We start from the raw sequence: 19,166 nt of genomic DNA, 5'->3' as shown, positions 1-19,166 counted from the left end.
GAAAACCTCGGAATTTTTAAGGGGTCGCACCCCTTAAACCGCCGGAGGCACCCTCTTGACCCCGGCGTAACGACCCGGCCCATCCAAAGGCACCCTCACTGCGCCACATGCGCTGCGACGTGGTCCATGAAGAGGCGCACACGTTTGGGGAGTTGTCGGCTGCCTGTGACCATGCTGACGTCGTGAATAAAGCCGCCGCTCCAGTCTGGCAGCAGCCGCACGAGGCGTCCTTCGCGTTCGTCGGGTGCGGCGCGCTCTTTGCGCAGCATGGCAACGCCGCGCCCTGCCAAGAGAAAATCGCGGCACATCTCGACGGAGCTAAAGCTGTACTGCGGGTCGATATCAACGATGATCTGACGGTTTCCGTTGTGCATGGGCCAGCGGCGACCGTAGCGCTGCAACACAATGCAGGGGAGTTGATGCAGGTCGACGGGCTGTTTGGGGGCGGGGTAGCGCTTGAGAAGACTTGGCGACGCGTAAAGATGCGGCTCTATGGTAAGGAGTTTTCTGGTGATAAGGGCGGGATGAATGGCTGTGCCGGTGACAAAGGCCACATCAAAGGGCGCGGTGCGCATGTCCACGGGTTGATCATTAAAGGTGACATCAAGCTGAATGTCCGGCCACTTTGCGGCAAAATCAAGAAGCACACGTTTGAGAAGTCCGTCGTAGAGATCCAAAAACATACAGACGCGAACAAGCCCCTGCGGATCTTGCATATTCATCACCACGGCGTCGTGGGCTTTGTGCACTTCATCAAGAATGTAACCACAGCGATCAAGGAGATACGCGCCGTTATCCGTGAGCTCGACATTTCGCGTGTCGCGGTAGAAGAGGAGCACGCCCATGCGCTCTTCGAGCAGCCGAATGCGGCGTGACAACGTGGAGGAGCCTATCCCGAGGGAGTTGGCCGCTTTGGTGAAGCTCTTGTGCTTCGCCACTTCCACCAGCAACGGAATATCACTCAAGAAGCCTTGAAGACTATGCTCATTCATGGGACAGAGTTTTCCTTTTCAGGTGTTTATTTTACTCATGAGCATGGTATGAGAAGGGTCAAAGAAAGGCAATACGCCCGCAACCGTCTGCGAAAACGATCAAAAGATACGGAGGCAAGCATGCCGATGCAATCAGTGCTGGATGAGACAGCAACCTTCATGGAGCACCTTGGCCTCACGGAAGAGCCATTCGGTGTGCACTTTGCGGACACCACGCCGGAAAAGTCGTTCGGCCCTAAGAAAGGGGTACCGATTTCGCGGGAGCTGGAGGACAAGGGCGATCTGAACATGCAGGAGGTTATGAAATCGTTCTCCTGCGTAATGGGAAACGTGTGGCTGGCGAGGAAAAAGAAGGCGGCCGCGTTCATCTCGGCGGAGCACTATGGCTGTCCCGGCGGCGTGTACTACTGTTCCATGCTCACGCCGCACCTTCGCTTCATTGAGCGGTATGTGTCGACGGGCTTTGAGGGCACACCTGTGGAGGGCGAACGCTATATGCCAAATCCCGATGCCATGCGCGACTTCATGCTTGAGGTAAACCCTCGCAAGGCGCCTGCGAAGTATTGCATTTTCAAGCCGCTGTCGCACTTTACGGAGGAAGAGCAGCCGGAATTCGTCATCTTCTTCGCGCGCCCGGAGGTTGTGTCCGGGCTGTTCACCCAGGCCACGTTCGCCACGGGCGACATGCAGTGTGTGGTGTCGCCGTTTGGCGCGGGCTGCACCAACATGATTGGCTGGCCGCTCTACTACAAGGAGCGGGGCGAGGAAAAGGCCGTGCTGGGCGGCTTTGATCCTTCCGCCAGAAAGTTCATGAAAACCGACGAACTCACGTTCACCACGCCGCTAAGTTTGTATGAGAAGATGCTTGGCGCTCTGCCGGAGTCCATGTTCACACGCGATACCGCATGGAAAAGCGTCCGCAAAAAGGTGGACCGCAGCGCCAAGGCGTGGGGCGAGGAATAGGGGCGCGCGCTGTTGGTTGGTAAGGATGGTGGCGGCGTAGACAGACCGTGAGAGCACTGAACAAAGCGCGGGAGTGAGCAGACAGAGCACGCGGACGCCGCCACGCTCAGTGGGAAGACCACACAAAAAAAGGGTTACACAGTGATGTGTAACCCTTTGATTTCTGTGGCGGAGCCGACGAGACTCGAACTCGCGGCCTCTGGCGTGACAGGCCAGCGTTATAACCGACTTAACTACGGCTCCGCTATATGGAAACTGCCAGCAAGAGCAGACAGATTTCGGCGTAATGTGGCCGGGGAAATTCCCCGGCCATAATCTATATAAGGCCCGCTTTCGGGGCAAAGTAAGCATGGCGGAGCCGACGAGACTCGAACTCGCGGCCTCTGGCGTGACAGGCCAGCGTTATAACCGACTTAACTACGGCTCCGCTATATAAATGATCTGCCGGGTCAGGCTCTTGCCTCTATCTGGCTATGTCCCTCCGGACACGGGCTTCCCCTGGGAACCCTCACCATGATGCGGCGCCCCGCCGCAAAACCCGAACACACTTTGGGGCTTGAGAAAGGCCCGGACGAACCGGGCCTGTACTTTCAAATGGCGGAGCCGACGAGACTCGAACTCGCGGCCTCTGGCGTGACAGGCCAGCGTTATAACCGACTTAACTACGGCTCCGCATTGTGGCTGTGGTGGTGGGCGGTACAGGGCTCGAACCTGTGACCCTCGGCTTGTAAGGCCGATGCTCTCCCAGCTGAGCTAACCGCCCCGCCTTTCCCCGCAACCGGGAACAGCTAAATAGCCAGACACCCTGCGCTTGTCAACGGTTTTTTTGAGAAAGTGTCATTTTCTTTATGGCAGTGCCTAAAACCGTTGCACGCTCTGGTTTCCAAAGAAACCCCGGTGCCTTGAGGCGGGAACTTAAAGAACTCCCGCCACCCCGTCAAGCCCAAAATGCGCGGCCCGCGCAAGGGCACGTAAAGCGCCCAAAGTGGCGGAAGCAAGTGGCCTGTAATGACTCTGCAGATGGTAGCTCCAACCTGAGAGACGCGCGGCGCGCGGATGCGCACCCTGCCTTACCCACCTGCCAACGCCGCCCGGTCCAACCTGCGGCCACCACGAGCGGCATAGCCCTTTGGATGCCAGAAACACGCAGAAAGGAGAGGCGACAGCATAGGGTCCTGGCTTGGCGGCGCGGACAAAGACTCCGCCCCCAAAGAGCGCGTAGAGCGCCCCGCCCCGCACTCCCGCCATGCCGCACGCCCCTGTGCCGCCATAACCTGTTACCTCTGTTCCCGGACAGAAGTGTTACCCATGTTCCGGGTTGCCCCCCCCTCCCCCTGAACTGGCCCCACCCCTCATGCCCCATATCCATAGAAAAGGCCGCCCCTTCTTACGAAGAGGCGGCCTTATAGGCGCTATGGCGGGTGCTTACTTCACTTCGTGACAGCCACCGCAGGTCACCGGACCCTTGCCCATTTCCACGTGGCAGCTCTTGCACTGCTTGTGGTAGGCGAGGCGCAGTCCGGGGGTGGAACCCTGAGGCTCCGGAGTGTGGCAGTCCGCGCAGGGAATGCCAACGGAGTCCATATCTTCGACCAGCTCGCCATCCTCATAGTAGTGATGGCAGGAGGCGCAGTCGTAGAGTTCCGCCTTGTCGTTATGTTCATCGTGCTTAAAGGTCGCCGGCGGACGCTGGTCCGTCATAAAGGCCGGGTCGCTCAGCTCGACGATGTCGTCCTGCGAATAGGCCGTGGCGATGAACAGGAACGTCGCCAAGGCAGCCACGGCCGCGAAGATGCCCAGTCTCTTCATTTTCATGGTCGTATCCCCTCTGCTGCGCGGCCCGCACGGCGGCGGGCACACAGCTGATTACAAGTCGTGGCTTTCCGCTATTCGGATTCGGGCCTTTCCATATACTCGAAGATGATATCGCCCAAGAACTTGAGCTCCATCTCCAAGCCGTAGTGATGGATAATATCATCAAGTCCACCGTGGCAGTTATGGCACGGGGAGACGATGGTGTTGATGCCCTGATCCTTCATGCGTGCCAACTGCTCGGCCTTGGCCTTGTTGGACAGCACGCGCTTGGTCTTCCACGGCGGTCCGCAGTTGATGACGCCACCACCTGCGTTGCAGCAGAGGTTGTGTTCGCGGTTCGGCTCCATCTCAACAACGCCCTGCGTGAAGACATTGGCGACATGGCGGCCAAGCTCGTGCAGGCCGCGACCACGCACGGTGTTGCATGGGTCGTGGAAGGTCACCTTTTCGGGGAACTTCTCGCGGCACTTGAGCTTGCCTTCCTGGATAAGCTGGAAGAAGAACTCAATGGAGTGCACCATCGGTACGGGAGGCATGCGCCACCCAAGCCAGCGGTTACCCACGTCGTAGACGCTTCGGAAGGCGTGTCCGCACTCGCCCATGACGATCTTTTTCACGCGCAGGCGCTGAGCGGCTTCGTAGTGGGCCTTTTTGATGCGCCCCATGGTCTCGAAGTCGCCGGTGAACATGGCCATGTCGGAGTTATCCCAGCCGGGTTCCTCGGGCATGGTCCAGTCCAGACCAGCCACCTCAAAGATGGCTGCGGCCTGATAGATGAGGTGGGTACGGAACTTCGGCTCCGGCGCGATGACGGAGTACATGAAGTCCGCGCCTTCCTTGGCGACGGGAATACGCAGCTTTGGGAACTCGTCCCGGGCTTCGTCTTCCTGCCACTGCAAGGTGTCCACCCACTCGTCTTCCTTGACCCACATCTGGTTCATGGTGGCGGAGTGGCTGTTGGCGGTATCCTGAATGTACTGCGGAGTCATGCGCAGCTTCGAGCAGATGCGGCGCACGGTCTGCAGCATATAGGCGATATCAATGCCAAAGGGGCAGTACTGCTGACAGCGTCGGCAGAGGTTGCATTCCGTGGAAGAAATCACGGAACACTCGCGGACCTCTTCCGGGGTCAGGCGGCCCTTTTTCTTCAGCATCTGCCAGATGGTGCGCTTTACCTTGCCAACGGGGGAGTACTTGGGGTCCTTGTCGTTGGAGAGGTAGTGGTGGCAAGCCTCGGAGCACAGGCCACAGTGCACGCAGGTTTCCACGTACGCTTTGAGGCGTGCGCCGCACTCGCCCTGCAGCACCTGATTAATGGTCGATTCAATCTTTTCGGGCGTCAGCTTCTTCATGCCCTCTTCGAGGGCGTAGTCCTCAATGCTGTCAAAGTCGTACTTGCCGTCGGCCTTATCGGTAACGGCCTTGGCACGAACCTTCTCAACGTATGTCATCGAGGCTTCGGCGTTTTCCACACGTTCGGTGTTTTCAGCCATATTCCTTTCTCCTTCAAGAAATATTGTCGCGTCCCTTGCCTACCAGTCCTTCACGTGACGGACAGCGCCGAATTCGGACGCGGTGTAGCCACGGGTAAAGACGAAGTAGAGCATGTGCGCAAGCCGCGTAAACGGAATGCACACCAGCATCAGTTCGCCAGCCAGCACGTGCAGGGTGGTCAGCAGCAGCGGATCACCAATGTGATGGTAGGCAAGGATGCCGGTCAAAAACGGGGCCGCGACAACAGCCAGGATGGCAAAGTCGGAGGCGCTGGTGACATACTTGACGTGAGGCAGTGCAATCCTGCGCCAGCCAAAGTACAGACAGCCGGCCACGACCACAAAGGCGGCGATGTCGGCCACCTGATCGGGCAGCGTGGGCCAGCTCCAGCCCAGAGAGCTCTCTTCAAGAAGGACAACGTGACCCAGCGTAAAGATGGGCACGAGGATGAGTCCCACGTGGAAGAGGAACGTCACAATGGTCATCACCGGCTGCAGACGGGAGTTCGTGCTGCCAAAGGGGATGAGCCAATGGAGCATGGACTTGAGCGCGTGGCTCCAGCTCCAGTACTCAAAGACGTAGTTGTCTTTCTGCTTGGCAAGGCTCAACAGCGAGGCAAGACGCCAAATGCTGCCAATGATGAACACGGCAAAAGTCACCCAGACAAGAGGTCCGCTTACGAAGTTGTATACGCTTTGCATCTCTCCCTCCTATCCGGTGATTTCGGAAACAGGCATCACGCGGCGGTAGTACTTGCCGCCTTCGACACACCGGACCATCACGTTCTTGGAATCCGGGCTGAACGTCGGCGTCCAGCAGGATTCGCAGGCGTGGCCGTATTCCTTGCCGTCCACGACAACGGTATACTTGCCGCCCTTCTCGACCAGCGCGCCAACGTGCTTTCCGTCGGGGCTGATGGTGGGGGCCCAAGCCATGTCGTAGCGGCCAGACCATGCTGCGCCGTTGACCATGACGGTCCACTTGCCATTCTCCTTGCCCAGTGCGGCAATGGTCTTGCCGTCGGGGGAGATGGTGAGGTCCGTAACCATTTCGCCGAAGGTGGTGTTCCAGGCGGTGCCGTTTACGGCCACAGTCCACTGGCCGAACTTGGGCGACACGACGGCGGCCAGAGCGTTGCCGTCCGCGCTGTACTGCGCGTGCCAACACTGGATAAAGAACGGCCACACCACGTTGCCGTCCTGCGCGATGGTCCACTTGCCGCCCTGTCGCACGGGGGCGACAACGGAGCCGGTGGACGGATTGAACGCAGGACGCCACACGCTCTGGTACACTTGGTTCCAGGGCTTGCCGTCGACGGTGATGGTGTAGTCATACAGGGACAGGCGGGTCTCGCCGGCAAGGCGTTTGCCGTCGGGCGAGAAGGCCAATCCGAAGATGTTGGTGAAGTTGCGATCCCACGCCTGACCATTGATGGCGGCGGAGTAGGTGCCCTCTTCAAATTTGTAGATCTCGGCCTGTCCCATGTCCACAGTCTGCACAGCGGCAGCCGTGGCGGTGCCATCGGGACTCATGATGAAGTTGTTGGCGTTTGCGTAGAGGTTGTCCCACAGCTGTCCCTCTACCGCGATGCCGTACCTCATGTCCTGCTGCACGGCGCAACCAATTTTGGAGCCGTCTTCGCTGAACATGAAATTCCATGCGTAACCGAGGGAGCCTTCCCAGGCGGTGCCGTCGACAACGACGTACCATTCGCCCATGTCCTGAGCAAAACCGCACAAACGTCCATCCGGAGAGTACCTAAGACCCCACACACGTTCATACGTGTTTTCCCAGGGTTCCTCACCATTGATGGACGGGGTGAACTCTCCCTCCACGTTGACCACGGCGGCAATCTGTTCGCCGTCCGGGCTTGCATGAAGTTCCTCTACCCACTCGTACTTGTCTCTGCTGGCCCCGAGGTCCGCAATTACGCGCTCGCCCGGTTCCCAGTTCCATTTTGCAGAAACCACCATAGCCCTCCTTCCAACGCCGGTGGCGTCACACGGTTTGGGGTTTTCTGATATCCTGTGTATCTTCTCGAATGCTTTGAAGTTTCCCGACCACCCTTAAACTTGTCACACTGGGTTTGTCCAGAATTTTGCCCATAACGCGCCTAAATATTTCAGGACATCACAAGCCCATTTTTTCAATCGTGAACGTTTCGCTCAAGTTCTAACACACTGAAATTCAACACGTTTTGCAATCACCATAAAAACGGGAAGCTTTTGCGCCCAATCGCCGCGCAGCCCCGGCTTGCACATCTTTTCACATATTCTGTTGCCGAAATGGAAAAGACTGTCAGCACGGCGACACCCCCGCCCCGCTCTGCCGCATCAGCGAGCCATCCGCCGCCCAAACATGCGGGACCTGCCAAGGCGTATACACCGGAATCGCTTTGCAATCCAGCAAGCCGTTCATTCTTTGCATACTATTATGGTAATGAACACCTCAAAAAGCGCATCTTGCCCCACTTTGCACGGCGCGACATGGATTTTTGCACCTTCACCTCTCCAGCGCGCGTTCATCCGGCGCGCAAAAAGAGCGCCCTCCCGCACTGTTGCGGGAGGGCTGAATTTCGGCCCGGTTGTGAACTTTGGAACGATCTACGCCGTGTATCCCTCAAGCAGCTTTTTCAGCTCCTTATCCGCACAGCGCAGTTCGGGGTCAGGCTCGGGATTCACGATGCGCGCCGGAGCGACCTTGTCGCGAAAGGACAGCCTGCCGTTGTCCACAGGCGCGCGGGAAACCTCAACCCGCGCCACTTCGTGCAGACGGGAGAAGTCAAAGTCCGGTGGTATTTCGCGCACCGCATCGGCGGAGATGAGAACCTCCGTCACGCTGCCGTACACCTGCTCCCCCCACGACGCCGCGAACTGCGCGCCATGGACAAAGCTGAACACCGCCGGAAAGGAATCCTCGTAGGGCGTGGTCATGACGGCATCCACCGTGAACACCCCCGCGCTGTCGTGGCCGCGCAGGGTCTCGGCGAGGGCGAGGATAATATCCGGCACGCAGCTCTCTACGCCGTCGCGCGGGGGGACGCAGCACGCGCCCATAAAGGCGAGGCAATTGTACTTAAGCTCCCTGTCGTACCGCATCAGCGCCGTGGCGCAGGAAATGTCAAAAAAAGTGATGCCGCGCCGCTTGCGAAGCTCCCGCAGGAAATAGAACAGCATGTTGTATTCCGCGGTCTTCTTCTCATAGCCCCAATCGCGCAGGAGCTGCGCCATACGGCCGAACCACTTCACTTCCTTTTGATGCTTGCGCTTGGTGACGGGAATGCCCGTGGCGTCGGCGACAAGGTTCTTTCGCGGCGAGATGATGAGCGCTTTGCCGCACCCGCCGGAGCACGACACCTTGGCCCCACTTTCGGGCACGGCCTCGGCCTTGAGGCGGTATTTTTTCTGACAGGTTACACACTGGACAATCATGCTCCCCCCTCCAGATCGCTCCAATCCCCCACGGACCAGAATTCAGCGCATAATACTACGAAGCGCGGCATTTTCAAAACAGCCATCGGCCCAAAATGCGCGGCCCAGCGCCGTATCCGCGCCCGCAACCGGGCACGCCCGCGTCAACATTCTGGATTTTGAACCGATTTTCCCGTAATCATATGCGAATGAGCGACACGTCCCCAACAAGGCGCCCCCGGAGCATCCGCATCGCGCGCAAGGCGCAGCTACCGGACCCGGTAAAGCTGGCCCGCTACGAAAAAAGCCCGGAGCTTGGGCCGCGCATTCTCTTTTTTAGCGGAGGCACGGCCCTGCGCGAGTTGTCCAGCACGCTCATCCGCTCCACCTACAACTCCGTGCACCTCATCACGCCCTTTGACTCCGGAGGCAGCTCCGCCAAACTGCGCAAGGCCTTTGCCATGCCCGCCATTGGGGACATCCGCAATCGCCTCATGGCCCTTGCGGACCACTCTCTGCACGGCAATCCGCAAATTTTCGAACTGTTCGCCTACCGCCTGCCCAAGGCCGCCCCCGCGCCGCAGCTCCTGCGCGAGCTGGGGCGCATGAACGCCGGGGAGCACCCCCTTGTGGCGAACATCCCGAACCCCATGCGGAAAATCATCCGGCACTACCTGTCGGTCTTTTTGGAGAAGATGCCCGCGTCCTTCGACCTGCGCGGGGCCAGCATCGGGAACATTGTTCTGGCGGCGGGCTATCTGGAAAACCGCCGCCATGTCTCGCCGGTCATCTACATTTTTTCCAAGCTGGTCCGGGTGCGGGGCGAAGTGCACCCCATTCTCAACGCGGACCTGCACCTTGCCGCGCGCCTTGAGGACGGCTCCGTCATCGTGGGGCAGCACAAATTGACGGGCAAGGAAACGCCGCCCCCGCCGACCCCCATCGCGGAGGTCCACCTCACGGCGTCCCTTGACGACACCGCGCCGGTGAGCGCCGCCATCCCCGACAAGATTCAGGATTTCATCAACTCGGCGGAGCTTATCTGCTACCCCATGGGCAGCTTCTACTCCAGCCTCATGGCCAACCTGCTGCCGCGGGGCGTTGGACGCGCCATCGCAGGCACGGACTGCCCCAAAGTCTTCATCCCCAACCTTGGGGACGACCCGGAAAGCCGCGCCATCCCCCTCACGGAGCAGGTCCGGCGGCTTATCGTGCAATTGCGGCGCGACACCATGGCCACAACGCCCGTCGCCCGGCTGGTGGACTTTATTCTGGTGGATTCCGAACGCGGAGACTATCCCGGCGGTGTTCATATCCGTGAGCTGGAAGCCCTTGGCGTGCGCGTTATCGACACGGACCTTGTCACCGACGCCAGCGCCCCGCTCATCGATGCCGAACGTCTCGCCCCCATCCTGCTTTCCCTGACCTAACCAGCCGCAGGGGCCACGCCTGCGGAGAAGAGCCTCCGCGTATCCCGGCGGCCCGCCCCTGCACGGGCCGCGACGGCGCAACTTCCACCGGCCTGCACGGGCAAAGCGTCGCGCTTGTCCTTTGGTCCACGCGCCCTGCTCCTTGTCCTGTCTCAGCGCGTCCACGCCGCCCCACCCCGCCTGCACCGCCCCCCACGCACACCACACAGCGGTTGGACATTTTTTGCCAAATATTGCACATACATCATATGAAACCAGATACACACAATCTCACGTGGGACATGACCCACGCATGCAATCTGCACTGCGCCTACTGCTCCTTCCCGCACGCCACGCCTCCGGAGCGCCCCCTGATTCCAACCGAAAAAGTTCAATCCTTTTTGGACGCCACGGGGAAACAATGGGGCATCTTCATGACGGGCGGAGAGCCGCTTTTGTACCCAAACTTTTCCGAGGTCTGCCGAACACTGGCAAAGACGCACCGGCTGGCCATAGACACCAACCTCAGCCTGACGGAACAGGTGCGCGAATTGGCGGACACCGTGCCGCCGGAGCGCGTGCAGGACATTCACGCCTCCCTGCATATTGAAGAGCGCGAGCGCATCGGCGGGACGCAGCAATTCATCGACAACGTGCGCCTGCTGCGCAAACGGGGCTTTCGGGTCAAGGTGAACTACGTGCTGCATCCCACCCTTGTCCGGCGCTACCCGGAGGATGCACGATTCTTCAAGCGCCACGGCATTACGCTGGTGCCGCGTCCCTTCAAGGGCGCCCATGATGGGCACAAATATCCCGCCGCCTACAGCTCCGCAGCCAAGCGCATCTTCGCGGGCACACCGGATGCCGGCAGAAAAATGCTTTTCAACTTCAAGGGCGTGCCCTGCAATGCCGGGCGGACGTTCATCCGCATGGAGCCGGACGGAACGGTCTACCGCTGCTCCGGCGACATGACCATCATGGGCAACATCCTTGACGGCGTCCGCCTGAACGACGCGCCCGAGCCTTGCCGCGTGTCGCGCTGTCCCTGCCGGGGACTGGACCACGTGGTGCTCAATGACGCCCAGCGCGCCATGGTGGAGGGGCTGCGCTACAGCCTCGTCAACGACACCTCTACGGCCAAAGCCGCCTTCACCCGCGCCCTGCTCCTGAACCCCTCGCTCTCCCCTGCCGCCAACAACCTTGGCGTCATCGAATTTGACTGCCAGAACCTGTCCGAAGCGGAGCGGCACTTTGCCATGGCGCTCAAAAACGAACCGGGCAACCCCACATTCACGGCAAACCTTGCGGCCACCCTTGCCGCCCTTGGCAAACGCGAGCAAGCCATCAGCATCTGCCGCGCCCTGCCGGAATATGGCGCCGGCGCGCGCCTGACCAAAACGGCCCGCGCCATTGAGTGCGACGCCCCCTGCCCGCCGCCGCGCATAAGCCTTGCGCTGCACTCCTGCGGCGTATGACCTGCACTGCAAATCACTGCCGGATATGGCCAGAACCGAACCGCCCGCGTCACAGGGTCCGGCCCCGCCCCACACGCCCTGCCGCATCATGTCCATAGCGCGCCGATCGCCCAAGAAAGGGCGACTAGACGCGCCACACGCATTGGCGTTACAGAAGAAAAAGCGTATGGCATTTTCATATGTTCTGGGCGACGGCGGCCCCTGTGCGCAGGCCATCCGCACCGCCGTCACTCCCCGAGGGCAGACGGAGGAGGTGCCCTCTCCCGGCACCGGCTCCCCGCGAGGAGGGGACGCCCCTGCACCGACAGGTGGAACGGATTTTCGACAACCGCAAGCTCGCTCCCGAGCTTGCCCGCGCCTTCGAGCGCGGCGGCATACCCCGGCCCGCTCCGGCAAATGACCCCGCGCCCGCCCGCGGCAACACAGCGGACACACAGCCACCGTTATGATGCGTCTAGCCTTCTATGCCCCGTTCAAGCCACTGAACCACGCCCGCATCTCCAGCGATGTCACCATCGCCCGCGACGCCATGGAGTTCCTTGTCCGCAGTGGACACAGCACCTCGGTCATCTCGCCTCTTGAGACCACCTGGCTCTACTGGAAGCCGTGGCGCTGGCCCGACGCCCTGCTGGAGTACATCCTTGCGCGGCGGACGTGCAGTTCGCAGGGCATCCACGCCTGGCTGACCTACCACAGTTTCTACAAATCCCCGGACCTGCTGGGGCCGCGTCTGGCCCGCATGGGCCTGCCCTATTTCATCCTTTCCGGCGCCTACGCCGCAGAGCGCAAACGCTCGCCCAAGACCTTGCCCGGCGCTCTCCTGAACCTGCGCGCCTTGAAGGCGGCGGACCATATCTTCGTCAACAAAACAACGGACATGGAGCCGCTCCAGCGCATCCTGCCGCCGGAGCGGTTAACCCAGATTCGTCCCGGCATTCCCGTGCGCCTGTTTCGGCCGGATATGCTGATGCGGCAAAAATACCGCCGCCGCTGGGGCGCGCGGGAAAGCGTTGTCGTCACCACGGCGGCGGTGATGCGTCCCGGCGTCAAGGCAGACGGTGTGGAAACCGTCATCCGCGCCTGCGCCGCCCTGCGCGAAAAGGGCAAGGACATCATGCTCATCGTCACTGGCGACGGAAAGGAGCGGGACCGGCTGGAGCGCCTTGCCGTCAACCTCATGCCCGGCAAGGTACGCTTTTTGGGCATGATGCCGCGCGCCAAGTTGTACGAGGTGTTTAGCGGCGCGGATATCTTTGCCTTTCCCAGCCGTACCGAGGGACTTGGGATGGTGTATCTGGAGGCGCAAAGCTGCGGACTGCCCGTGGTCGCCACCGATACCGAAGCCGCCAAGGAGGTGGTCCGCGACGGTGAAACAGGCTGCATTGTCCCTGGCACGGACGAGGCGGCCTTTGGCGAAGCCATCGGTCACCTGGCGGATGACGCCCACCTGCGCTCACGCCTTGGCGCGGCGGCGCGGGAATACGCCCTGAACCACCACGACATCAGCGTCGCCTATGCCATCATGAACGACACCATGCAGGACATTGTGGACCGCCGGGGCCACTCGTGGAGCAAACGCGCCTGAAAACAGGTGCCGCCACACGCACCATCACGCAGAAGAACGCGCGGGGCATTCAGGACCAAAACAGGCATCCCTTTCCCGAGGTGAAGGACGGGAGGAAGCCCGTGCGGCGTGTGGGGACAGGTCATGGCGGACCAACGGCTCCCGGCACAGGACGGAGCCGGGGCGCGCACGGGCAGCAGAAAAACAACCACGGCGTATTCAACATTTCCGGCAACGGGACACACTGTTCAGTCGCACGCGGAACCGCCTCCAAGCGCGGGGGGTGTCCGGCCGCTCGCCACACGCATCGCCCGGCATCTCGTCCGGCTCATCGCCTCGCCCCCCGGCTGGCCTTTTGGCTGGCTACGCGCCCGGATGCTCATTTGGCAGTTCGGCTGGCTTCTCGGCTGGCGCGCCAGCGGCGCGTACCACCGCCAGCGTCAGGTCGCCCCGGTGCGGGGCGCCGTGGGTAAAGTCCTCCACGGCGTCCAGTATGGTTTGCGCCATTTCCGCCGCATTGCGGTGGGCGTTCCGGCGGATTGCCTCTCGCAGGCGGGCCTTGCCGAATATTTCCCCATGGGGATTTACCGCTCCCCACAGCCCATGCCCCGTCACAAGCGCCACCTGCCCCGCATCCAGCCGCGCTCCCTCGGCCTCACGGCTCTCGGCGTCCCTCGCCGCCCCAAGAGGCGCGCCGCCGCCCGAAAGTTCGCGGAAGGAATCTGTGGCGGCGTCATAGAGAAAAGCGGCTCCATGGCCTGTTCCAGCCCACGTCAGTTCACGGTCCGCCTCACGTACCAGCAGCATGAACAGCCCCCGAACACGTCCGGTGCCGTGCGGATTCTGGGCCGCAAACGCGTTTACTTCCCGCAGCACATCAGCCAGCGCGCCCGCATGCTCCAGACGCATGCGCGTCACAGCCCGTACCGACGCCATCAGTAGCACTGCGCCAATGCCGCCACCCGTCACATCGCCCATCACCACGCCAACGCGCGCGTTCTCCCCCGCTCCCACACGAACAAAATCATAATACCCGCCGCCCAATTCGCCATGAAAGCGCCCCATGGCCGCCATATCCAGCCCCGGCACCAAGGGCGGCGCATCCGGAAGCACAGCCTGCTGCATCTCGCGGGCCGAGCACATCCCCTCCACCAGCCGCATCCTGCCCCGCAGTGCCTCAATCATCCTATTGGTGTGCACGGCAATAACGCCAAACTCGTCATTGGTCATGGCAGGCACCCACACGTCAAAATCGCCCTCGCTCACGCGCGCAAGGGCCTTGGTCTGGTTGCCAAACAGCAGCTTCACATTGCGGGAATACGAAAAGAGAAGATTCAGCAGCAACACAAGGAACACGCCCATCACCACGGCAATGTCCTTGAGCACCGCGTACGCCATATCCACGGGCGACGCGCCCTCCCCGGCCACATCCGCCAGCCAGACAAGGTCGCCCATGGTCACCAGCAGCAGAATGCAGGTTGCCAGCACCCCCACCACCATGGCCACAAAGGCAACGCGCCGCGCCAGCGGCGAAAAATGCACCGGAGCATGCATCAGGCCATAGGTGCGGATGGCGCTGCGCACTAAGCCGCGCTCTCGTTCAAGGGCAAGGTCCAGCGCCGCAAAGACCCCAACGGTCAGCATCCCCAGCACCACCTTGGACCCGCTGTAAAGAAACGAAAACCCAAACAGCACAGCGCCGCCAATCCCGGACGCCAGCCCCGCGATGACGAACAAGCCAAAATCCAGCCGAAACTGCCGCAGCGGCCGTAAGCGCACCGCGCTGCCATCCACAACAAGAGGCTCCAGCCACTGCCGCAGGCCAAAACACAACGCCAGTGGAAGACTAATCAGCACTGCCAGCTTCCAAACCGGAAGCCCCTCCAGAAGCGGGCAGACCTTGCCGCTGTACAGCGTGATGACAACTGCGGCAAACACAGAGTAAAGAGCCGCTCTCACAGGCACCTCCATGCACAAGAATCGCGCGGGGGAGATATGCATTCAGCATAGCGGCATTCCCGTGCCGTGTACATCATGCCGGAGTCTTCTTTCCATCAGGCGGGATGCAGGGCCGGTACCTGCTTCATGATAACGCATCCCTTAACGGCTTTTTGCGCGCCGCCCCGCAGCGGTTGGCATGAAGCGGCATCAGCATCTCCACCGCGCCGGACTGGTCCCCGGCAACGCTCTGCGCGCCCGTCCCCCATACGAAAAAAGCGCCGCGACCCGAATCCGGGCCGCGGCGCTGTGCGTTTAGATGATGCCGTGCAGTGGTCCACCGGGCGCGCCAAGGGCGTCCACCCGCTTTTCCACATCGGGGTCCGGCTCCAACGGCGGAGCATGGTAGGTCTTGAGGCGGGCGTCCACGATGAGCGGGCCGCGCGTGCCCCAATGCTTGCAATGCGTGAACTCATGCACGCCGTACATATCCGTGGCCGGGTCGGAACGGGTGAAGGTCACCCACAGGAAGGCGTTCCAGTCCTCCACAGTAAAGCTGCTGTCATCCACCACCACAATGAGCGGGAAACCGTCCAGCCCCTCGGCGTGCTCCAGCGCGTCCGCCAGCTCGCGCATGCGCGGGTCGTGCTGGTCGCGCCCCTTGTCGTGGGCCGGTCCCTGCACCACAAGAATGCCGGGAGCGAAGACGCGCGGCTCGCCAAAGCCTTCCGGCAGCGGCAGATGCCCGGTCAGCTCATAGGCAAGGTCGCGCCGCTTGGGGCCTGTGGCCGCCCACAGGAGCTTGGAGCCTTGATTCAGGCTGATGCCGGAGTAGTCCAGCGTGTCCATGGTGGTTCTGGTGATGAAATGCAGGTCGCGGGTAAAGTCCGTGCGCTCCAGCATATGGCGGAAGAATCCCGGCACATTGTGCGCGGTCAGGGCGCTGTCGTCCTCGCGCGCGGCAATGAGGCAATACTTGGACAGCGAGGTCTGCGTGTTGCCAAGCAGGGACAGGCCGCAGGTCAACAGCTCCTGCGGGATGCGCTCCTCGGCGTAGGGCACGTAGCGCTCACTGCCAATAGCCAGCAGCAGCGGGTGCACGCCCGCGGCGTCCACGGCGTGAACCTCGTGCACACCGGCAAAGACCGAGGGCACAAGCTCGGCGGTGAGTTCGTGGATGAACGTGCCGAACATGGTGTCTTCCTGCGGCGGACGGCCCACCGTGGTAAACGGCCACACCGCACCGTCGCGGTGGTAGACCTTCTCCACGTGCAGGACGGGAAAATCGTGCTTGAGGCTGTAGTAGCCAAGGTGATCGCCAAAGGGCCCTTCCGGCTTTTGGTGCGTGGAGTAGACCTTGCCGCAGATGCAGAAATCCGCTTCGGCGAGGATGGGCAGCTCCTTGCCCCGGCGCACCATACGCATGCGCTGGCCGCCCAGTACGCCAGCGAACAGCAGCTCCGCAATGCCTTCGGGCAGGGGCATGATGGCCGCAAGGGTCATGGCAGGCGGGCCGCCGACAAAGACGTTGACGTCCAGCGGCTCGCGGCGGTCGATGGCCTCGGCGTGGTGGTGGCCGATGCCGCGGTGGATCTGGTAGTGCAGGCCCACTTCCTGATCCTTTTCAAAGTCGTTGCCCGTGAGCTGCACGCGGTACATACCAAGGTTGGAGCGCGCGTAGCCCGGCTTATTGGGGCTTTCGGTATAGACCTGCGGCAGGGTGACGTAGGCGCCGCCGTCCATAGGCCACGACTTCAGGTGCGGCAACTCGCTGATGGTGGTGGTGTTGGCGAGGACAGAACCCTCCTGCACCGTACGGGGCATGGAGTTCCACATGGCGCGGGGCGCGCCAAGGTACTGCCACGGCCGCTTCAACGCGGCAAAGGGGTCCACCTTGAGCTTTAAGAGGCGCTCAACGGTGTCCAAGGTGTCGCGAAAGATGTAGCGGACGCGGTCCAACGAGCCAAAGACGTTGGCCGCCATGGGGAACGTGGTTCCCTTGACGTTGGTAAACAGGAGCGCCGGACCTCCGGCTTCAAACACCCGGCGCTGCACCGCTCCGATTTCGATGGACGGGTCCATCTGGGTATCGATGCGGACCAGTTCGCCACGCGCCTCAAGGTCGCTCAGACAATCCTGTAAATTCGTGTAGCCCATTCTATCCCCGTTTCAAGGTTTGCTCGGTGTAACCTGTGCCGCAATTCTTTGCCCCAAGGGGGCCCTGTTTGGCAAGTGACTGGTATCCTTTTGTCTTGAAAGAATGTCAAAACCGTCCGCAAAGCGACAATACTGCCGTTTCAGACATTTGCAGGGCCTGCGCAAAAGGGCTATTCGTGAAGGCCTTGGCCGGCCCCAAACCATCACTCACCACAACCTGCGCCCCTCCCAAACAGCGGGACACCACGACGCAGCAACAAGGCGCACAAGCATGCAACTTTCCGACGACGTGCAACACATCCTCGACCTCACCCAAGACCTTATGCGCATTCCGTCCACGGCGGCGCACCCGGAGGCCATCGCGGCCTGCGCCGACACCATTGCGGAATACATCAGCGCCCTTGGCGTGCGGCCGGAGCGTTTTTCCTTCAACGGCGTGCCCTGCGTCGCCGCCCTGCCGAAGGAGCGCTACGCCCCGGTGCTGCTCATGGCCCACTTTGACGTCGTCGCGGCCGACAGCGAGGAACAGTTCACTCCCGTCATCAAGGACGGCAGCCTCTACGGCCGCGGCAGTATTGACGACAAATACGCCGTCGCCCTGTCCCTGACGCTGTTCAAAAAACATCTGGAAGCCATCCGAACCGCCGGGGGCAGCCTTGCGGACATGCCCTTCGGCCTCTTGTTTACCGGCGACGAGGAGCGCGGCGGGCACGACGGCGCGGGCAAGGTTCTGCGCCGCATCTCCACGGATTTCAGCATTGCCATCGACGGCGGCGCGCCGCAGCGTGTGGTCACCAAAGGCAAGGGCATTCTTGATGTGCGCCTGACCACCCACGGCACTGCCGCCCACGGCGCACGTCCGTGGCTGGGCGAAAGCGCCTTTGACCTGTTGGTGGAAGACTACGCGGCCCTGAAGGCGCTCTTCCCCATGGGTGACGACGACGCCCACTGGCACCGCACCATGAACTTCGGCATCGTGCGCGCGGGCAAGGACGCCGCGAACAAGGTTCCCGGCACGGCCGAAGCCATCATCGACATCCGCTACACCGAACATGACGACGTGGATGACCTGCTGGCCCAAATGGACGCCGCCACCCACGGCACCATTGACGTGCTGGCGCGCGAACCCATGTTCTACGCCGGAACGTCCCCCTATCTGGACCTGCTTCGTGCGCAGAACCCCGGCCTTGAGGCCGAGTTCGCCCACGGCGCAAGCGACGCCCGCTTCCTGACGGACAGCGGCGTGCCCGCCGTAATCTGGGGCGCGCAGGGCGAGATGAGCCAGCACGGCCCAAACGAGCACCTGTGTCTCGACTCCCTGCAGGACCTCACGGACCGGCTGGACGCCTTCCTGTCCGAAGCGGCCTCCATCGCCGCAGGGAAACAGGACAGCGCCAAGGCCTAACCACCGCCAGCGGCGCGGCAACCGCCACTCTCGGCACACCCCGGCGTCGCCTGCGCTTTTGCGCGTGGGCGGCGCCGTTTTCGTAGGCCCGCGCCGCTTGCAAAGGGTGCTCCCAATTGGCTCACCCCCTGCCGGGGGGCCACGGGATCAGTACGGCCTCTCACCTCGCGCAGGTGCCCGTGAAGGCCTCCCCGCTCACGCACGCCGCTGGGCGTTTCCGTCTCATGGGACGCGGCGGCAGGCTCGGCCTCGCTCTCTTCGTCCCCCCCCTGTCCCCGGCCGGAAGCCCCGGCGGAGGGCACGAGGCGACGGCTACTGCTGGCCGGCGATGGCAAGTTCCATATCCACCATTTCCTGCCCACGCTCAAAGGCGCGGTCCTCCGTGGCGCCGGCGGCCTTGACGTGCTTTACCTCTTCGCCCTCGGGATTGAGCAGGACCATGGCGAATTCCGAGCACAGTTCGCCGTCCGGCGTCAGGCGGATGGTCCAGCCCTTGTAGTCGCGTTCCAGCTTTTGCATGGCGCTTCTCCTTGTTGTGCGGTCT

At 61.8% G+C, this 19,166-nt stretch carries 14 protein-coding genes and 4 tRNA genes; 5 read left to right on the top strand and 13 right to left on the bottom strand.

From position 1 onward, the window contains the following. Window positions 1-95: 95 nt before the first annotated feature. Window positions 96-992 carry a LysR family transcriptional regulator gene (locus ACI3L3_RS11405; protein ID WP_404845254.1) on the bottom strand — a complete coding sequence of 299 codons (897 nt, stop codon included), beginning with the start codon at window positions 990-992 and terminating at the stop codon, window positions 96-98. 120 nt (window positions 993-1,112) lie between these two features. Here ACI3L3_RS11405 and ACI3L3_RS11400 point away from each other — a divergent pair, with 120 nt between their 5' ends. Beyond that, the gene (locus tag ACI3L3_RS11400; protein ID WP_404845253.1) at window positions 1,113-1,955 is read left to right on the top strand and encodes a DUF169 domain-containing protein; all 843 of its coding nucleotides are present in this window, start codon (window positions 1,113-1,115) and stop codon (window positions 1,953-1,955) included. Window positions 1,956-2,121: 166 nt separating this feature from the next. On the opposite strand, the gene ACI3L3_RS11395 is transcribed toward ACI3L3_RS11400, so the two are convergent. From ACI3L3_RS11395 to ACI3L3_RS11355, 9 genes are all read right to left on the bottom strand, one after another. Beyond that, window positions 2,122-2,198: transfer RNA gene (locus tag ACI3L3_RS11395), tRNA-Asp, on the bottom strand. A 107-nt stretch (window positions 2,199-2,305) separates the two neighbouring features. Beyond that, a tRNA-Asp gene (locus tag ACI3L3_RS11390) sits at window positions 2,306-2,382 on the bottom strand. Window positions 2,383-2,550: 168 nt separating this feature from the next. After that, window positions 2,551-2,627, bottom strand: a tRNA-Asp gene (locus ACI3L3_RS11385). Window positions 2,628-2,642: 15 nt separating this feature from the next. Continuing rightward, a tRNA-Val gene (locus tag ACI3L3_RS11380) sits at window positions 2,643-2,718 on the bottom strand. A gap of 662 nt (window positions 2,719-3,380) precedes the next feature. Then, window positions 3,381-3,770 carry an acidic tetraheme cytochrome c3 TmcA gene (tmcA, locus tag ACI3L3_RS11375; protein ID WP_404845252.1) on the bottom strand — a complete coding sequence of 130 codons (390 nt, stop codon included), beginning with the start codon at window positions 3,768-3,770 and terminating at the stop codon, window positions 3,381-3,383. A gap of 71 nt (window positions 3,771-3,841) precedes the next feature. Then, complete coding sequence (gene tmcB / locus ACI3L3_RS11370; RefSeq protein ID WP_404845581.1) at window positions 3,842-5,122, bottom strand: electron transfer complex ferredoxin TmcB; 1,281 nt, start codon at window positions 5,120-5,122, stop codon at window positions 3,842-3,844. Window positions 5,123-5,302: 180 nt separating this feature from the next. After that, window positions 5,303-5,965: a TmcC family electron transfer complex membrane anchor subunit gene (gene tmcC / locus ACI3L3_RS11365; RefSeq protein WP_404845251.1), complete on the bottom strand. Its 663-nt coding sequence runs from the start codon at window positions 5,963-5,965 to the stop codon at window positions 5,303-5,305. A gap of 9 nt (window positions 5,966-5,974) precedes the next feature. Next, complete coding sequence (gene tmcD, locus ACI3L3_RS11360) at window positions 5,975-7,237, bottom strand: electron transfer complex subunit TmcD (RefSeq protein WP_404845250.1); 1,263 nt, start codon at window positions 7,235-7,237, stop codon at window positions 5,975-5,977. A gap of 630 nt (window positions 7,238-7,867) precedes the next feature. Continuing rightward, a complete protein-coding gene (locus ACI3L3_RS11355; protein ID WP_404845249.1) occupies window positions 7,868-8,695 on the bottom strand; it encodes a zinc-ribbon domain-containing protein in 828 nt (275 codons plus the stop codon). Window positions 8,696-8,883: 188 nt separating this feature from the next. On the opposite strand from ACI3L3_RS11355, the gene ACI3L3_RS11350 reads away from it, so the two are divergent. The 3 genes from ACI3L3_RS11350 (at window position 8,884) to ACI3L3_RS11340 (ending at window position 13,143) form a co-directional block, all read left to right on the top strand. Then, complete coding sequence (locus tag ACI3L3_RS11350; RefSeq protein WP_404845248.1) at window positions 8,884-10,104, top strand: GAK system CofD-like protein; 1,221 nt, start codon at window positions 8,884-8,886, stop codon at window positions 10,102-10,104. Between the two features lie 248 nt (window positions 10,105-10,352). Next, window positions 10,353-11,558 (top strand): radical SAM protein, encoded by a 1,206-nt coding sequence (locus ACI3L3_RS11345; RefSeq protein WP_404845247.1) that lies wholly within the window; start codon window positions 10,353-10,355, stop codon window positions 11,556-11,558. 445 nt (window positions 11,559-12,003) lie between these two features. Further along, window positions 12,004-13,143 carry a glycosyltransferase family 4 protein gene (locus ACI3L3_RS11340; protein ID WP_404845246.1) on the top strand — a complete coding sequence of 380 codons (1,140 nt, stop codon included), beginning with the start codon at window positions 12,004-12,006 and terminating at the stop codon, window positions 13,141-13,143. 342 nt (window positions 13,144-13,485) lie between these two features. Here ACI3L3_RS11340 and ACI3L3_RS11335 read toward each other — a convergent pair whose 3' ends face one another. Both ACI3L3_RS11335 and ACI3L3_RS11330 read right to left on the bottom strand, forming a co-directional pair. Continuing rightward, a complete protein-coding gene (locus ACI3L3_RS11335) occupies window positions 13,486-15,081 on the bottom strand; it encodes a SpoIIE family protein phosphatase (protein WP_404845245.1) in 1,596 nt (531 codons plus the stop codon). Between the two features lie 294 nt (window positions 15,082-15,375). Beyond that, window positions 15,376-17,217, bottom strand: coding sequence for a UbiD family decarboxylase (locus tag ACI3L3_RS11330; RefSeq protein ID WP_404845244.1), 1,842 nt, complete (start codon window positions 17,215-17,217; stop codon window positions 15,376-15,378). Between the two features lie 271 nt (window positions 17,218-17,488). On the opposite strand from ACI3L3_RS11330, the gene ACI3L3_RS11325 reads away from it, so the two are divergent. Further along, window positions 17,489-18,622 carry a M20 family metallopeptidase gene (locus tag ACI3L3_RS11325; protein WP_404845243.1) on the top strand — a complete coding sequence of 378 codons (1,134 nt, stop codon included), beginning with the start codon at window positions 17,489-17,491 and terminating at the stop codon, window positions 18,620-18,622. A gap of 312 nt (window positions 18,623-18,934) precedes the next feature. Here ACI3L3_RS11325 and ACI3L3_RS11320 read toward each other — a convergent pair whose 3' ends face one another. Beyond that, window positions 18,935-19,141, bottom strand: a complete 207-nt coding sequence (locus tag ACI3L3_RS11320) for a hypothetical protein (RefSeq protein WP_404845242.1) — start codon at window positions 19,139-19,141, stop codon at window positions 18,935-18,937. Window positions 19,142-19,166: the final 25 nt, after the last annotated feature.

This window comes from Desulfobaculum sp. SPO524, from assembly GCF_044987625.1.
GTDB lineage: Bacteria > Desulfobacterota > Desulfovibrionia > Desulfovibrionales > Desulfovibrionaceae > Desulfobaculum.
Note: the sequence above shows the minus strand (reverse complement) of the source record. Positions and strands in the feature narration are given on the sequence as shown.